The organism is Pseudoalteromonas sp. 1CM17D (assembly GCF_023161805.1).
Taxonomy (GTDB): Bacteria; Pseudomonadota; Gammaproteobacteria; order Enterobacterales; family Alteromonadaceae; genus Pseudoalteromonas; species Pseudoalteromonas atlantica.
The window spans coordinates 411,402-428,171 of record NZ_JALNTP010000003.1 but is presented as its reverse complement, the minus strand read 5'-3'; the positions used below and the strand labels follow the sequence as shown (position 1 = coordinate 428,171).

Below are 16,770 nucleotides of genomic sequence, written 5' to 3'. Positions count from 1 at the left end.
CGCGTGTATTAAGACTCAATAGCCAAAAGCTCTACTTCAAAAATAAGCAGTGATGCAGGTGGAATACTGCCCACTCGCTTTTCGCCGTAGGCTAATTGGTGCGGTACATAAAATATGTATTTATCGCCTGGGCTCATAAGTTGTAAGCCTTCGGTCCAGCCTTTAATAACCTGATTTAAACCAAAGCTTATTGGCGTTTTACGCTCTACTGAGCTGTCAAATACGGTGCCATCTATTAACGTGCCGTGGTAATGCACGTTTACTTTACTAGTAGGGTTAGGTGTATTTTCGCTTTCACCTTTGTGCAGCACTTTGTACTGTAAACCTGAGGCGGTTTCTATTACGCCCTCTACTTTTGCGTTAGCGACAAGGTAGTCGGCTTCAATTTGCGCATTAATGCCAGCTTGTTGCTTTGCTTTTTTACTATTTTGAAAAATTAAAAAACAAAATATAGCGATGATCACCGCTAAAATTATATTGATCATTTAGTGTTTTTCCTCATCTTCATCGGCTTCTTTATCTTCTTCGCTATCGCCATTAACTATGTCGGCTATATCTTTTAAGCGTGCTAAAGCAATACCGTTAACAGAATCTTCTGGGTATTCGCCGTCAATAATATCGCCGGCATCAATATCCATTAATAAGTTAAGTGCTTGGTCTACAGTTTCTACTGCGTAAATATTAAATTTACCGCGTTCAACCGCTTCAAGTATTTCATCATCAAGTACTAAGTTAACTTGGTTCGATTTAGGAATAATAACGCCCTGCTCGCCTGTTAAGCCGCGCATTTTACACAGCTTAAAAAAGCCTTCTATTTTTTCGTTTACACCGCCAATGGCTTGCACATCACCGTGTTGGTTAATAGAGCCTGTAAGGGCAATAGACTGGCTAATAGGCAAACTGGTAATAGCCGATATAAGCGCACATAACTCAGCAAGTGAGGCGCTATCGCCATCTATATAACCGTAGCTTTGCTCTATGGCTATGTTAGCACTTAGCGTTAAGCTAAAGTGCTGGGCGTATTTGTTCCCTAAATAACCGGTAAGTAGCATTACACCTTTTGAGTGAATTGCTTTACCTAGCTCGGCTTCACGCTCAACATCTATTACACCATCGGCGCCGGCATATACGGTGGCGGTTATGCGTGCGGGTGTACCAAACGACGTATCGCCAATGTGCAGCACTGTTAAGCCGTTTACTTTACCAATGGCTTGACCTTGTGTGGCAATAAGCGTGTGGCCTTCTTTTATATCGCTTAGCATGTTTTCGCTTATTTGGCCGGTGCGGTACTGCTTACCTTCAATGGCTTCATCAATATGATGCGCATCAATCAGTGTTTGCTTATCTTGCTTGGCGTAAAAGCTGGCCTCAGCCACCAGTTCAAGCACATCGGCAAAGCGCGCCGATAATTTATTATGGTGCTCTGCTTGGCGGTAGCTAAATTTAAGTAACCGCACCATGGCGGCCTCTGTGGTTGTGCACTTTAACGTTTGCTGGCAGTACTCACTCACTTTAGTAATAAATTGGTACTGAAGCTTATCGCTACTTGGTAAATAGTAATCAAAGTCGGCAAGTACTCTAAACAGCTCTGCAAATTCTTCATCGTACTCACCTATGGTGTAATACAAATCGCGCGAGCCTAATAAAATAATTTTTACATCAAGAGGAATTAATTGCGGGCGCAGTGTAAAGCTGCTGCCTACTGAGCTGTCTTGATACGGTAGGTCGTTTTTAATTTGGTGCGTTTTAAGCGAAAGCTTTAAGCCATCCCAAACTTGCGGGTTGGCCATTACTTTTTCGGCATCCATAATTAAGTAACCGCCATTTGCACGGTGCAATGCACCAGGCTGTATAGAGCGGTAACTGGTTATAAGCGAGCCTTGCGATGTTGAATACTCAATTTTGCCAAATATATTGCCAAAGGTTGGGTTTGGCTCATACACCACAGGTGCGGCATCGTCTTCTTTAAATTCAACTAAAATGTTAGGCGCAAAAAAGTCGGTAAGCATGCCTTTACGGTCAAAATCTTCTTTGCTTTCTTCGCTTTCATCTTCATCGTCTAGCCACTCAAGTACTGCATCAATTATTTCTACACGAATATCTTTTAAGTAGCGCAGCACTCCAATATGTGCAGCGTATTTATGCTCTAAGTCTTTTAATAATGGCTTTGTAGCTTGCTCGGCTGTGGCCTTTTTTAGATTACGCTGTTTTTCTTTTGATTCGCGTTTCCAGCGAGGCAACTCAATCAGCGCTTCAATTAAGGCATCTTCTAGTTTTTCTATTTTTTCAAAAAACTCATCACGAAGCTCTTCATCTAGGGCGGCAAATTCGTTATCACTTAACTGTCTGCCTTCAACTAAAGGCGCAAAACCTACGGCATTTTTCTCTTCTATTAGCGCTACGCTTTGCTCAAGCGCCATTTCTTCGACTGCGGTAATAGCGCTGTCGTAAGCGTCGTTAAATTCGCTCTCGATTGACTTTTTTTTGCGCTGATAAGCTGGGTTATCAAACGCTGCCGGAAAGGTGTCGAGTACTTCATCTAAAAATGAGTCTATGTCGTCACTTAATTGCTTGCTTTGCCCTGCTTGCATAAATAGCGCAATTGGCTCGCGGTGGTCGTCGTAATTATTAACATACAACCACTCATTAGGTGTGGGGCGATCTTTTGCGTGTTGTTTAAGTTTGTCTTTTACGAGTGTAAATCGGCCATGCGCGGCCTCACCCATTACATAAACATTGTAGCCTGGCAGCTCCATCCCAAGTGAAAAGTCGAGGGCACTTTGGGCACGTTGTTGGCCTATAAAGGTAAGTTGCTCTGGGTATGGATTGCTCATACACGTGCTAACGTGATTAGTAGAAATGCTCGGTGCGAGCTGTGAAACAGATAATGGCAGCAGTTTTTTCGTCATTCTAACTTCTTTTTGTACCAACATACTCGCTGGCTTTGGGCGTATTAAGTGGCCTACAAGCCACTTAATACATATATTTAGGGTTGTAATGCCTTACGGCTAAAATAAATACCATCACATTCAATGCACGGTCTAATTTGTGTAGCGTGATAAATATCAAAACTATGGGTGCAATTCTTACATACTAATGTGCCCATGGCTATCCATTCGCCTGCGTGATACATCCCATTGTGCTTAAAATCTTGACTAAGGGACTGCCATTCAAGCTGGGTTTTGTCCTCTATGTGTGAAAGCTCATACCATAACGACTCTTTAAGCTCTTGCCATGCAAGCGAATTATAGTGCGATTCGTTTTCTTGAACGTGTTCTATGTCGCGCTGCAAATAACTTTTATAGAGTCCGTATTTTTCTTTGCCTAGGTCTTTAAGTGCTTGCTCAGATTCAACAAATCGGGTCATTGCATCTTTTACTTCGTGATCTTTTACATCTTTTAACCAATTAGTTAAATCGCTAAGCCATGTTTTATAATCTGCCATTTTATACTCCATCAAAATCAAGGGCGTGTTGGCCTTTAACATAGATAAGTATAGGTTAACCTGCACTGAAAGTGAGATTTTAACAAAACCGTGCTTATACGCTGTGATTAGGCTTTTATTTGGGGTATCCTATCGGCAATTTTTTATTAGTTTGCAAGAAGTCTGGAATCATAGATGCAAGAGCAATATAACCCGCAAGACATAGAGTCAAAAGTCCAAAGTTACTGGGAAGAAAACCAGGTATTTAAAGTCACCGAAGATGAGAGCAAAGAAAAGTATTACTGCCTTTCTATGTTCCCGTATCCAAGTGGCCGACTGCATATGGGTCATGTGCGTAATTACACCATTGGTGATGTTGTTTCTCGTTTCCAGCGCCTGCAAGGCAAAAACGTTATGCAACCAATGGGTTGGGATGCGTTTGGCTTACCTGCAGAAAACGCCGCTATCAAAAACAAAACAGCGCCAGCTAAGTGGACGTACGAAAACATTGATTACATGCGTAACCAACTTAAGCAATTAGGCTTTGGTTACGACTGGGATCGTGAAATAGCCACGTGTCACCCAGAATACTACAAATGGGAACAATGGTTTTTCACTAAGCTGTACGAAAAAGGCTTAGTGTACAAAAAAATGTCAACGGTTAACTGGGATCCAGTTGATCAAACTGTACTTGCTAACGAGCAAGTTATAGATGGCCGCGGATGGCGCTCTGGTGCAGTGGTTGAGCAAAAAGAAATTCCACAGTGGTTTATTAAAATTACTGACTACGCACAAGAGCTTTTAGACGACTTAGACAAGTTAGAAGACTGGCCTGAGCAAGTTAAAACCATGCAGCGCAACTGGATTGGTCGCTCTGAAGGGTTAGACATTGAGTTTACGCGTACCGACAACAACGAAAAGTTTAGCGTATACACTACACGTCCAGATACATTTATGGGTGTAACTTACCTAGCCGTTGCCGGTGGCCACCCTATTGCGCAAGAAGCCGCTAAAAACAGCGATGCAATTGCAATGTTTGTTGAAGAATGCAAAAACACCAAAGTTGCCGAAGCAGACATGGCCACTATGGAGAAAAAAGGCATTGCAACAGGCTTTTACGCGACTCACCCATTAACGGGCGAGCAAGTTCCAATTTGGGTTGCTAACTTTGTATTAATGCATTACGGCTCAGGTGCGGTGATGGCAGTACCTGCACACGACCAACGCGACTATGAATTTGCCACAGCATACGGCCTAGACATAAAACAAGTAATTGCACCGGTTGAAGGCTCAGAGCTTGAAGTAAATTTAAAAGAAGAAGCATTCACTGAAAAAGGCGTGTTAGTTAATTCTGGCGAATTTGATGGCCTTGATTTTGAAGGCGCATTTAACGCTATTGCCGACAAACTAGAAGCACTGGGTGTGGGTGAGCGTAAAGTTAACTTCCGCTTACGTGATTGGGGTGTTAGCCGCCAGCGTTACTGGGGTTCACCAATCCCAATGCTGAGCGACGAAAACGGTAACGAATTAGCCGCCACCGAAGAAATGCTGCCAGTACGTTTACCGGAAGATGTAGTTATGAATGGCGTTACTTCGCCAATCAAAGCAGACCCAGAATGGGCAAAAGCAACGGTAAACGGCGTACCAGCAACACATGAAACAGATACCTTTGACACCTTTATGGAGTCATCTTGGTACTACGCACGTTACTGTAGCCCGCGTCACGACGAAGGCATGCTAGACCCAGCAGCAGCTAACTATTGGTTACCAGTAAACCAATACATAGGTGGTATTGAGCACGCTATTTTACACTTATTGTATTCGCGTTTTTTCCATAAGTTATTACGTGATTTTGGTTTAGTAAATTCAGACGAGCCATTCGATCGCTTACTTTGTCAGGGCATGGTACTTGCCGAAACGTTCTACCGTAAAGATGAAAAAGGCGGTGACGTATGGATTTCGCCAAGCGATGTAAATACCGAAACTGACGAAAAAGGCCGCGTAACTAAAGCATGGCACAAAGAAGATGGTGAACCTGTGTTCTCATCGGGCATGAGCAAAATGTCTAAGTCTAAAAACAACGGTATAGACCCACAAGAAGTAATTGCCCAATACGGTGCAGATACTGTGCGTTTATTTATGATGTTTACCGCACCACCAGAGCAAACGCTTGAATGGTCAGACTCAGGCGTAGAAGGCGCGCACCGCTTCTTAAAACGTATTTGGAAATACGCAGTAGATGTGAAAACAGTTGGCTACCAAGCACTTGATAAATCAGCGCTTAGTAACCCACAAAAAGTACTGCGTCGTGAACTACACAAAGCCATTGCAAAAGTGAGCGATGATATTGAACGTCGTCAAACGTTTAACACTGCAATTGCTGCCATTATGGAGCTCTCTAATAAGTTATTAAAAGCGCCGTTAAACGATAAGCAAGATGTTGCTATTGCTAACGAAGCATTAGAAGCCCTACTTATTATGCTTGCGCCAATTACGCCGCATTTATCGCACCAGTTATGGCAAGAGCTTGGTAAAGAGGGTGACATTTTAGATGCAGCATGGCCTAAAGTTGACGAGTCTGCCCTTGTTGAAGATGAAAAATTAATCATCGTACAAGTAAACGGCAAACTACGCGCTAAGCTAACTGTAGCGGCCGATGCAACACAAGAGCAGGTAGAAGCACTTGCGTTTGCTGAGTCTAACGTAACTAAATTTACTGATGGCGCAACCATTCGTAAAATTATTTACGTACCGGGTAAACTACTTAACGTGGTAGCTAACTAAATGGTTAGCTTTAACACCCTTAAAAACACATTAGCCTTAGTGCTAATGTGTTTTGTGTTATCTAGCTGTGGCTTTCATTTAAAGAAAGCCTCTAGCCTGCCTGATAACCTTAAAACGCTTACACTTAAAGGTGATGATGAAAAATCATCGTTATTTTTAAACCTTAAAAAAGAGCTTAAAGCCAGTAACGTAGAACTGACGCCTTCGGCTAAAAATGTTGCCCAGCTTTACTTACGCAAAGAAAGTATTGAGCGCCAAACCTTGTCGTTGTTTCAAAATGGTCAGGTGGCTGAATACGAGCTTGCCTACGGGGTAAGCTATGTTGTTAAACGCCCAGGCGAAAAAGCCATAGAAAAACGCTTTGAGCTTTATCGTAACTACCAAGACGACCCCGATCACGCACTTGCAAAAGCAAAAGAGCTTGAGCTGCTTATTAGCGAAATTCGTAAGCAAGCCAGTGGTCGTATTGTTAGAGAGCTGTCGCAACTATAATGCGCTGTTATGCTAATCAGTTACCGAGTGAATTAAATAAAGGTTTAAAACCCTTTTATTTAGTGTTTGGTGAAGAACCGTTTCAAGAAGCGCAATGTGTGCAGCAAATTCGCGACACGGCAAAAGCCCAAGGCTTTGATGAGGTAATTAAATTTACCCTAATGCAAGGGTTTGATTGGCAAGAAATTATAGCTCAATATCAAAGCATGTCTTTGTTTAGTGCGCGCACTATAATTGAGCTTGATTTAAACCAACAAAAACCTGGCACCCCAGGAAGTAATACCTTTAAAAAAATAGTCGAGTTAATTAACCCCGATACCATTTTAATCGTAAAAGGGGCTAAAGCCAGCCAAGACGTACAACGTGGCGCCTGGTTTAAAGCGCTCGATAAACACGGTGTATTTGTACCATGCTACCCGCTTGCAGGGAATCATTTAAAACGCTGGTTAGATGAACAAGTAGCGCGCCTTTCTCTAAATATGCAAAACGAAGCAAAATTGAGCTTAATTAACGCTACCGAAGGCAATTTGTTAGCGTGTTTTCAGGAGCTCGAAAAGCTCTCGCTACTGCATGGTAATGCCTTAATAACCCAGCAACTTGTGATGCAAGGGCTATTAAATCAAGCCAAGTTTGATATTTTTGACTTAAGTGATGCCCTATTAAATGGCCACGCCAAGCAAGCAATTAAAGTACTTAATAAACTGGCCAGCGATAACACCGAAGTGGTGAGTATTTTATGGGCTATAAATAAAGAGCTCACCAGTTTGCTCACTATTCAGCAAGGGCTTTTAAATGGCGAGTCTATCGCACAGTTATTTAAAAAAAATGGTATTTGGAAAAACCAGCAAGGCCCAGTGCAAAATGCAATTAACCGCTTAAATATTAATACACTTGAGCAAATAAGCAGTGAGCTTGCACTGTTTGATTCAAGCTACAAACAAGGTAACTTAATTGCGCCTTACCAAGCGCTTGCCCATATTTGTATTAAGTTTTGCCAGCCGCTTGATATTCCAATGCCTTGCCACGCACTTAACTAAAGATTTTTAACATGATTGCAATTTTTGGCGGCACCTTCGACCCCGTGCATTTAGGCCACCTAAATATGGCCTCACAGTGTGTAAATACATTTAACTTATCCACGTTGTACTTTATGCCCTGTGCCCTGCCCGCGCACAAAGCTGCGCCGGGTATAAGTACAGCGCACCGTATTAATATGCTCAATGCCGCTATAGCTCCTTACCCTCATTTTGCACTTGATTTAAGAGAGCTTAATCGTACTGGGCCTTCTTACTCATTGTTAAGTTTACAAGAGCTAAGAGCTGAGCACCCAGATACGCCAATTCTTTTTTTAATGGGCATGGACTCGTTTAATAACCTCGACAAATGGTATGAATGGCAAGCAATTACACAGCTATGCCATATAGTGGTTTATCATCGCCCGGGGCAAACATGTAACCCAAGTAAGGCGCTTAAAAGCTATATCAGTAATGCCCACACTGAAGCGCCACAGCAACTTGCCACACACAACTTTGGTAAGCTTTATTTTTTACCTGGTGAAACCCTTGATGCTGCCTCAAGCACTATTCGAGAGCAATTAAAAAAAACCAATAAAAATAATGAACTATTACCCGAACCTGTCAGTCACTACATTAAGCAACACCAGCTTTATCAAAGTGATGATTAAAACCCCCTAGCATGTTAAAATGTACGCTATTAAATTTAAAATTGAGACAATACCTTGGATTCGAAACAACTACTTGCCTTTGCACTAGACAAAATTGACGATATGAAAGCACGCGACGTGGTACAACTAGACGTACGTGACAGCTCAGACATTACCGATTACATGGTTGTGTGTTCGGGTACTTCTAAGCGTCATGTGCAATCAATTGCTGATAACGTAGCAAAAGAAGCTCGCCACGCTGGCGAAGAACCTTTAGGTTACGAAGGTCAAGACGAAGGCGAATGGGTACTGGTAGATTTAGGTGATGTAGTTGTACACGTGATGCAAGATCACGCACGTAGCTATTACGATCTAGAAAAACTGTGGGGCTAAGCGCCACTATTTTTTAATTGAGCTTGGAAGTAATACGTGAAAATACAAATGATTGCCGTTGGCACAAAAATGCCAGCGTGGGTAGAAACCGGATTTGCAGAGTACCAACGCCGTTTTCCTAAAGATATGGCGCTTGAGTTAATAGAAATTCCGGCCGGTAAACGCGGTAAAAATGCCGATATTAAACGCATTTTACACACCGAAGGTGAAAAAACCTTAGCCGCTATTCCAAAAGGCAATCGCATTGTTACCCTAGAGGTAACAGGTAAACCACTTGATACTCACCAGCTTGCTAAAAATATGGAAAAGTGGCAGCTCGATGGCCGCGACGTTAGTTTGCTTATTGGCGGCCCTGAAGGGTTAGCCCCTGAGTGCATTGCCGCCTCTGAGCAAAAATGGTCATTATCTAACTTAACGTTACCGCACCCTTTAGTGCGTATTATTGTTGCCGAAAGCCTATACCGAGGCTGGAGCTTAAATAACAACCATCCTTATCATCGCGAGTAACGCCTTGTTATGATTAAGCAAAGACCCACAATACGCGACCATTCCGCTGAGGCAAACTTATTTGCACGGCGCGCATTTGTGGGTTTTATTTTTGTTTTAGGCTTAGTAGCAATTTTGCTTTCTAATCTTTATACCATTCAGGTAGAAGAACATACCGACTATCAAACCCGCTCTAACGATAACCGTATTAAAGTCATTCCTATTGCGCCAAACCGTGGCCTCATTTACGACCGCAACGGTGTGCTGCTTGCTGAAAACAAACCCGTTTATAACCTCGAGGTTATTCCTGAAGAGGTCGACGATTTAGCTAAATCGCTTGAGCAAGTTAGCAAAATAATTACGATTACCGAGCAGCAAAAAAAAGACTTTATTGATGATATAAAGCATACGCGTCGTTTTAAGTCGCAAGTACTAAAAGCCCGCTTAGATGAAACCGAAGTGGCCCAATTTGCGGTTAATCAGCATAAATTTCCGGGCTTTAGCATTGAGGCGCGCCTTGCACGCTTTTACCCATATGGCGATACGCTAACCCATGCATTAGGCTACGTTGCAAAACTAAACCGCAAAGAACTTAATAAGTTAGAACAAGAAGACCAAGCCACAAATTACCGCGCTACGCACGATATTGGTAAGCTTGGCATAGAAAAATATTACGAGCAGCTTTTGCATGGCCAAGTCGGCTCTCAACGCGTTGAAGTAAATAACCGCGGCCGTGTTATTCGCACATTAAGTATGACCCCCCCGCAGCCGGGCAGTGATTTAGTGCTTACCTTAGATATAGGTTTACAGCAAATAGCCCAACATGCGCTTAAAGATATGCGCGGCGCGGTTGTAGTAATGGATGCCAAAGATGGCGGCGTATTAGCACTTTATTCAAACCCAAGTTACGACCCTAATTTATTTGTCCATGGTATTAGCAGTAAAGATTATAAAGCACTGCTAAACCCCGACCGCCCTCTAATTAACCGTGCTACTCAAGGGCGCTATGCGCCAGCTTCCACAGTAAAACCGCATATGGCCATACTGGCACTTGAAGAAAACATTGTCAGTGAAAGCACCTCGGTGTGGGATCCTGGTTTTTTTCAAATACCGAATGTTGAACATAAATGGCGCGATTGGAAACGTTGGGGCCACGGCCACGTAGATGTTTACAAAGCAATTGAAGAGTCGTGCGATACTTACTTTTACGATGCGGCATACCGCTTAGGCATAACAAAAATTAGTAATTTTATGGCCCGCTTTGGCTTTGGTGACTTATCGGGAATAGACATACACGAAGAAACCACAGCCATACTGCCCTCAAAAGAGTGGAAAGAAGGCCGCTTTAAAGAGTCGTGGTGGCGTGGCGATACTATTTCAGTGGGGATTGGCCAAGGGTATTGGACTGCCACCCCTATTCAAATTGCTAACGCGACTAATATATTGGTTAATAAAGGCATAAACCACCCGCCGCATTTAGCACAAGTGGCTAAAAAAGAAGACCAAGTGACGCAAATTAATAACGAAGAAAAACCGCCAGTGGTACTTAATAACCCTGATAACTGGCGTATCGCGCTCGATGCCATGCACAATACCGTAAAAAAAGTAACAGGAACGGCACACCGTGCTTTTAAAGGCGCTAATTATGACCCTGCGGGTAAAACAGGCACAGCGCAAGTAGTGAGTATTGCCCAAGGTGAGCGTTACGATGCAAAATCACTAAAGGAGCGCCAACGCGATAACGCGATTTATATTGGTTTTGCTCCGTATGACGACCCTAAAATTGTGGTTTCAATTGTGGTTGAAAACACCGGTGGCGGCAGCTCTGTGGGTGCCCCTATTGCACGTGAGCTAATGGATTACTATTTTGCAGCAAACCCAATAGAAGTTGCTAGGAATACAGCGCAATGACCGTATTAAACACCCAGCGCTCGATATGGATGCGCATGCATTTAGACTTACCGTTACTAATTGCCTTATTACTTATGATGGCAGGCAGTATCACCATAGTATATAGCGCAAGCGGCCAAGACTCGGCCATGATGATCCGCCATATCACCCGTATGGGCGGCGCTATTATAGGCATGATAGTGCTTGCACAGTTCTCCCCCGCGACTCTTAAACGCTTAGTGATCCCCCTTTACTGTGTTGGGTTACTCATGTTGGTGGGCGTATTGCTATTTGGCGTGAGCTCAAAAGGCGCTCAGCGCTGGTTAAATTTAGGTATTACTCGCTTTCAGCCCTCAGAACTTATGAAGCTGGCGGTCCCTATGATGGTGGCTTGGTATATTGGCCGTAACCAACTTCCGCCACGCCCATTACACCTAATTATTGGCTTTGTCATCGTGATGCTGCCTACCTTATTAATTAAAGAACAGCCCGACTTAGGCACCTCAATTTTAATTGCCAGCTCAGGAATATTTGTGTTGTTTTTATCGGGTTTAAGCTGGCGTTTAATTGGCTTTTTAAGCTCGATTGTCGCACTGGCAGCATGGCCATTTTGGCACTACGGTATGCACGACTACCAAAAGCAGCGCGTATTAACGTTTTTAGACCCAGAGAGCGATCCGCTTGGCTCGGGGTATCATATTATTCAATCCAAAATAGCCATCGGCTCAGGTGGAATAGAAGGTAAAGGCTGGTTGCAAGGCACGCAATCACAACTCGAATTTTTACCAGAGCGCCATACCGACTTTATATTTTCGGTATTAAGTGAAGAGTTTGGCTTATTTGGTGTATGTGTTTTATTAAGCCTGTACTTATTTATTATCGGCCGTGGTTTATACATTGCGGTAAACGCGCAAGATGCGTTTGGTAAATTATTGGCCGGCGCCCTTACCCTCACCTTTTTTGTTTATATTTTTGTAAATATAGGTATGGTATCGGGCTTGTTGCCTGTTGTAGGTGTACCTTTACCCCTTATTAGTTATGGCGGCACCTCTATGGTGACGTTAATGGCCGGATTTGGCATTATTATGTCAATTGCGACAGATAAAAGGATGCTTTTAAAATAATGAATAAGCCTACCCAGCTGTTATTTATTTCAGCCTTAATATGTATGTTAAGCGCATGTAGTAGCGGCTCTAATAGTCGTTATCATATGGAGCACGATGCCGCACCTTTACGCGCGCCAACCGCACTTGAAATGCAAGATGCCGTTGTGGTGGATGTTAAAAAAAGTGCCAGTGCAAGTCGCCCGTACGAGGTATTAGGCAAACGTTATACGCCAATGCTTGATGAAAAAGGGTATACAGAAGAAGGGATCGCTTCGTGGTACGGCCGTAAGTTTCATGGCTACCATACCTCAAACGGTGAAATTTACGATATGTTTGCCATGAGTGCTGCGCATAAAACCTTACCTCTGCCAAGCTTTGTACGCGTTACTAATACTGCCAACAATAAATCGGTGATTGTACGTGTAAACGACCGTGGGCCGTTTCATGATGACAGAATAATAGATCTTTCGTATGCTGCTGCTTATAAATTAGGCTACTACACTCACGGTACAGCCAAGGTTAAGCTAGAGGCGATTACGCTCGACAGCATTCCTGCACGTAAAACATATATACAGGTAGCTGCGGGTAGTACGCTTAGCAATATTGAAGCATTAGCTTCTACATTACGCCTGCAGTATCAAGTACCTACTAATATAGTAAAAGCAGACAACATATATCGTTTGCATTTGGGCCCGATTAAAGATGCCCAGCATGCACAAGACGTATTAAAAAAATTAAAACAAAACCAATTTCAAAACGCGTTCTTGCTTTACACTCAGTAAGACAAATACCTAAACCACGCCAAAATGTAGGATTCAGCGTTGTATTGGGGCTTAAAATCTAGGTATTATTTTTTTAAATGGCAATCCCTTTTAAAAAATAACAACACAGAAAATCAGCCTCAGTGAAACGCCCTAAAGCGTGGTTTAAAAACGATTTATACTGCGTTATTGATTTGAACAATAGAGTGACTATTATTGACAATCAATACCTTGTCTAAGTTGTTTTTAATTCCAACGACGCTCGCATCTCGGGGTAGTTTGGGTATAAGATGGACTAACGCGAATTTTTAACTTTAACCATTAATGAGTATGATGAAATCAATTAAACATAAAATCCTCAAAGGTGTATGCGGCTTAGTTTGCACAGCCGCCGTATTTTCAGCCAGCGCCCAAATTATTCCGGCTCCACCTCAAATTAATGCAAAAGGTTATTTTTTAGTAGACTTTACGACAGGTAAAGTTATTGCTGAAGGTGAAGCTGATACAAAGCTAGCCCCTGCAAGCTTAACTAAAATGATGACCAGTTATGTAATTGGTACAGAAATTAACGCCGGTAACATTGCACCAACCGATATGGTTACAGTGAGCGAAAAAGCCTGGGCTAAAAACTTCCCTGAATCGTCAAAAATGTTTATTGAAGTAGGCAAGCAAATAAGTGTTGATGAGCTTAACCACGGTATTATTATTCAATCAGGTAATGATGCATGTGTAGCCATGGCTGAGCACATTGCAGGTAGCGAAAGCGCATTTGCTGATTTAATGAATGCCCATGCCGCAAAATTAGGCATGAGCAACAGCCACTTTATTAATAGCCACGGTTTAGATACAGACGAGCATTACACTACCCCACGTGATATGGCGACCCTAGGCGCTGCACTTATTCGTGATGTACCTGATGAGTACGCACTTTATAAGCAAAAATCGTTTACTTACAACGGCATTAAACAATATAACCGTAACTCTTTATTATGGGATGAAAGCCTAGATGTTGATGGCATTAAAACGGGTCACACATCAGAGGCAGGTTACAGCTTAGTAACGTCTGCGACTAAAAACGACATGCGTTTAATTGCGGTTGTTATGGGCACATCAAGCGAGCGCGCACGTAAAGTAGAAAGCAAAAAACTACTTAATTACGGATTTCGCTTTTTTGAAACAATTACACCTTACAAAGCAGGCGACAGCTTTGCAGAACAACGTATTTGGATGGGTAATAAAGAAAATGTATCGTTAGGCATTTTAGAAGATACCCCAATTACCATTCCACGTGGTCAACATAAAAACCTTAAAGCTAACTTTGAGCTAGACAACACGCTTGAAGCACCATTAGCGAAAGGCACTAAAGTAGGTACGTTATTCTTACAACTAGAGGGCGAAGACATTGCACAATACCCACTAGTTACACTTGAAGAAGTGGAAGAAGGCAGCTTCTTTAGCAAAATTTACGACTACTTACGTTTACAAATTATGTAAACGTAAAAATAACCCGACAGTCGTTGGGCTGTTAAACGAAGCGCCTCTGTTATGAGGCGTTTTTTTTTGCTTGAAAAATGCTAGAATGCGCCCCATATAAGCAGGATCACCCTAAACCTGCCAGTCACGCTTAGCGTTATACCAATTCGGTTAATTAAGTAATCTATTTTGAGGCTGGAAAAACGTGTTGATAACTTGGCTAATAAATCGCTATTTAGTTGTTCTAAATGAGCATTTTTAACGCAGGTAGCAACACGTTTAGCCCCGCAAAATGATTAAGTCTTATTGCGGATTGATATTATCTCACGTAGCCAACATTTTTTGTTTGAGGAGTCACCGTCGTGGTTCAACCTGTTAAAAATACTAAATTTGATGAGTACCTTGAGTACCCATGTCCGTTCACATTTAAAGTTATGGGTTTAGCAAACGTTAACCTTACGGAACAAATTTTAGCTAAATTACAACCTATTGCACCTGGTGACTACGCACCAAAAGTAAAGCCAAGCAGTAAAGGCAATTATGAGTCGGTAACGTTTGTTGCCACAGTGACAAGCGGTAAACACATAGAAGAAATTTACAACGTGATCAGCAACATTGATGACGTACGCCATATGCTTTAAGCCATAGTTGAGACTTGTTGTGAACGAAAACACTTTAATCGTACGCCAACTAGGCCGTCAGCGTTACATGCCAATTTGGCAAAAAATGCAAGCCTATACCGACACCCGTGACGACAGCTCGCCAGATGAAATTTGGCTTGTAGAGCACGAGAGTGTATTTACACAAGGGCAAGCTGGTAAAGATGAGCATTTACTCGCCCCTGGTGACATAGAAGTCATAAAGGTAGACCGTGGCGGGCAAGTTACTTACCATGGCCCCGGCCAACAAATGATGTATGTATTATTTAACTTGCGCCGCTTAAAAATTGGTGTGCGCGAGCTTGTTACATGGCTTGAAGAGTGCATTATTGATACCCTTAATGAGTATGATATTAAAGCCTACGCAAAAGCCGATGCACCCGGTGTGTACGTAAACGACAGTAAAATTGCATCATTAGGATTACGTGTTCGTCGTGGTTGCTCGTTTCATGGATTAGCATTAAATGTTAACATGGACTTAAGCCCGTTTTTACGCATCAACCCGTGTGGTTATGCCGGCATGAACATGGTGCAAACGAAAGAATTAAACGGCCCTCAAAACTTAGCACAAGCAGGTGAAGGGCTGGTAAAACACATGATAAAGAAGCTTAATGCAACACAGGTTAAGCATACTGAAGGGTTTGAAAACGAATGAATAAACCAGTCAAAATGGAACCAGGTGTAAAACTACGCGACGCAGAAAAAATGGCGTTGATCCCCGTTAAAGTTTTACCTACAGAAAAAACTGAAATGTTGCGCAAGCCAGAGTGGCTTAAAATTCGCTTACCAAAATCTACCGAGCGTATCGACGGTATAAAACAAGCTATGCGCAAGCACGGCTTACACTCAGTATGTGAAGAGGCCTCGTGCCCTAACCTTTCTGAGTGTTTTAACCACGGTACTGCTACCTTTATGATTTTAGGTGCTATTTGTACTCGTCGTTGCCCATTTTGTGATGTTGCCCATGGTCGCCCATTAAAACCTGATGCAGCAGAGCCTGAAAAGCTTGCACTGACAATTAAAGACATGAAGCTTAGCTACGTGGTTATTACCTCGGTTGACCGTGATGATTTACGTGATGGCGGCGCACAGCATTTTGCCGATTGTATTCGCGAAATCCGTAAGCACAATCCAACCATTACTATCGAGATTTTAGTGCCAGATTTTCGTGGTCGTATGGACCGCGCACTGGAGATTTTAATTGAAACGCCACCTGATGTGTTTAATCACAATCTAGAAACTGCCCCGCGTTTGTACAAGCTTGCGCGCCCAGGTGCCGATTACAAATGGTCGTTAGAATTACTTCGTCGCTTTAAAGAAGCGCACCCAGAAGTAAAAACTAAGTCAGGCTTAATGGTTGGCCTAGGTGAAGAAATTAGTGAAATAGAAGAAGTATTACGTGACCTACGTGCGCATAACGTTGACATGCTTACCGTTGGCCAATACTTACAGCCTTCTAAGCATCACTTGCCAGTTAAACGTTACGTGCCACCAGCGGAATTTGACGCACTAAAAGAATACGCTGATGAAATTGGCTTTACGCATGCTGCCTCTGGCCCATTTGTTCGTTCAAGCTATCACGCAGACCAACAAGCTGCAGGTAAAGAAGTAAAATAATTACTTTTTAAAACGCATTAAA

The 16,770-nt window shown here is 42.6% G+C and carries 16 protein-coding genes; 13 read left to right on the top strand and 3 right to left on the bottom strand.

From position 1 onward, the window contains the following. Positions 1 to 8: 8 nt before the first annotated feature. The 3 genes from MSC25_RS08465 to MSC25_RS08455 form a co-directional block, all read right to left on the bottom strand. Positions 9 to 485 (bottom strand): FKBP-type peptidyl-prolyl cis-trans isomerase, encoded by a 477-nt coding sequence (locus tag MSC25_RS08465; RefSeq protein WP_029772177.1) that lies wholly within the window; start codon positions 483 to 485, stop codon positions 9 to 11. Then, positions 486 to 2,909, bottom strand: coding sequence for an ATP-binding protein (locus tag MSC25_RS08460; protein ID WP_241232299.1), 2,424 nt, complete (start codon positions 2,907 to 2,909; stop codon positions 486 to 488). 77 nt (positions 2,910 to 2,986) lie between these two features. After that, positions 2,987 to 3,445: a zinc ribbon-containing protein gene (locus tag MSC25_RS08455; RefSeq protein ID WP_248443161.1), complete on the bottom strand. Its 459-nt coding sequence runs from the start codon at positions 3,443 to 3,445 to the stop codon at positions 2,987 to 2,989. A 174-nt stretch (positions 3,446 to 3,619) separates the two neighbouring features. Between MSC25_RS08455 and leuS the strand changes: the two genes are divergently transcribed. The 13 genes from leuS (at position 3,620) to lipA (ending at position 16,748) form a co-directional block, all read left to right on the top strand. Further along, the gene (leuS, locus tag MSC25_RS08450; protein ID WP_248443160.1) at positions 3,620 to 6,208 is read left to right on the top strand and encodes a leucine--tRNA ligase; all 2,589 of its coding nucleotides are present in this window, start codon (positions 3,620 to 3,622) and stop codon (positions 6,206 to 6,208) included. Beyond that, on the top strand, positions 6,209 to 6,700 hold the full coding sequence (gene lptE, locus MSC25_RS08445; RefSeq protein ID WP_024033758.1) for an LPS assembly lipoprotein LptE: 492 nt from the start codon (positions 6,209 to 6,211) through the stop codon (positions 6,698 to 6,700). Continuing rightward, complete coding sequence (gene holA / locus MSC25_RS08440) at positions 6,700 to 7,737, top strand: DNA polymerase III subunit delta (RefSeq protein ID WP_248443159.1); 1,038 nt, start codon at positions 6,700 to 6,702, stop codon at positions 7,735 to 7,737. The genes lptE and holA overlap by 1 nt, the downstream gene beginning before the upstream one ends. A gap of 11 nt (positions 7,738 to 7,748) precedes the next feature. Beyond that, positions 7,749 to 8,384, top strand: coding sequence for a nicotinate-nucleotide adenylyltransferase (nadD, locus tag MSC25_RS08435; protein WP_248443158.1), 636 nt, complete (start codon positions 7,749 to 7,751; stop codon positions 8,382 to 8,384). 54 nt (positions 8,385 to 8,438) lie between these two features. Further along, the gene (rsfS, locus tag MSC25_RS08430) at positions 8,439 to 8,756 is read left to right on the top strand and encodes a ribosome silencing factor (RefSeq protein ID WP_024033760.1); all 318 of its coding nucleotides are present in this window, start codon (positions 8,439 to 8,441) and stop codon (positions 8,754 to 8,756) included. A gap of 36 nt (positions 8,757 to 8,792) precedes the next feature. Beyond that, on the top strand, positions 8,793 to 9,263 hold the full coding sequence (rlmH, locus tag MSC25_RS08425; RefSeq protein ID WP_004585918.1) for a 23S rRNA (pseudouridine(1915)-N(3))-methyltransferase RlmH: 471 nt from the start codon (positions 8,793 to 8,795) through the stop codon (positions 9,261 to 9,263). A gap of 9 nt (positions 9,264 to 9,272) precedes the next feature. Next, on the top strand, positions 9,273 to 11,153 hold the full coding sequence (gene mrdA / locus MSC25_RS08420; protein WP_004585917.1) for a penicillin-binding protein 2: 1,881 nt from the start codon (positions 9,273 to 9,275) through the stop codon (positions 11,151 to 11,153). Continuing rightward, a complete protein-coding gene (gene rodA, locus MSC25_RS08415; protein WP_054982218.1) occupies positions 11,150 to 12,256 on the top strand; it encodes a rod shape-determining protein RodA in 1,107 nt (368 codons plus the stop codon). The genes mrdA and rodA overlap by 4 nt, the downstream gene beginning before the upstream one ends. Further along, complete coding sequence (locus tag MSC25_RS08410; RefSeq protein WP_024033763.1) at positions 12,256 to 13,020, top strand: septal ring lytic transglycosylase RlpA family protein; 765 nt, start codon at positions 12,256 to 12,258, stop codon at positions 13,018 to 13,020. Before rodA ends, MSC25_RS08410 begins: the two co-directional genes overlap by 1 nt. Positions 13,021 to 13,332: 312 nt before the next feature. Beyond that, entirely contained in the window at positions 13,333 to 14,493 is a 1,161-nt protein-coding gene (locus MSC25_RS08405) for a serine hydrolase (RefSeq protein ID WP_004585914.1), read from the top strand. Positions 14,494 to 14,834: 341 nt separating this feature from the next. Beyond that, on the top strand, positions 14,835 to 15,113 hold the full coding sequence (ybeD, locus tag MSC25_RS08400) for a DUF493 family protein YbeD (RefSeq protein WP_024033764.1): 279 nt from the start codon (positions 14,835 to 14,837) through the stop codon (positions 15,111 to 15,113). Positions 15,114 to 15,132: 19 nt separating this feature from the next. Continuing rightward, positions 15,133 to 15,786 carry a lipoyl(octanoyl) transferase LipB gene (gene lipB, locus MSC25_RS08395; protein ID WP_004585912.1) on the top strand — a complete coding sequence of 218 codons (654 nt, stop codon included), beginning with the start codon at positions 15,133 to 15,135 and terminating at the stop codon, positions 15,784 to 15,786. Continuing rightward, the gene (gene lipA / locus MSC25_RS08390) at positions 15,783 to 16,748 is read left to right on the top strand and encodes a lipoyl synthase (RefSeq protein ID WP_004585911.1); all 966 of its coding nucleotides are present in this window, start codon (positions 15,783 to 15,785) and stop codon (positions 16,746 to 16,748) included. Before lipB ends, lipA begins: the two co-directional genes overlap by 4 nt. Positions 16,749 to 16,770 lie beyond the last annotated feature (22 nt).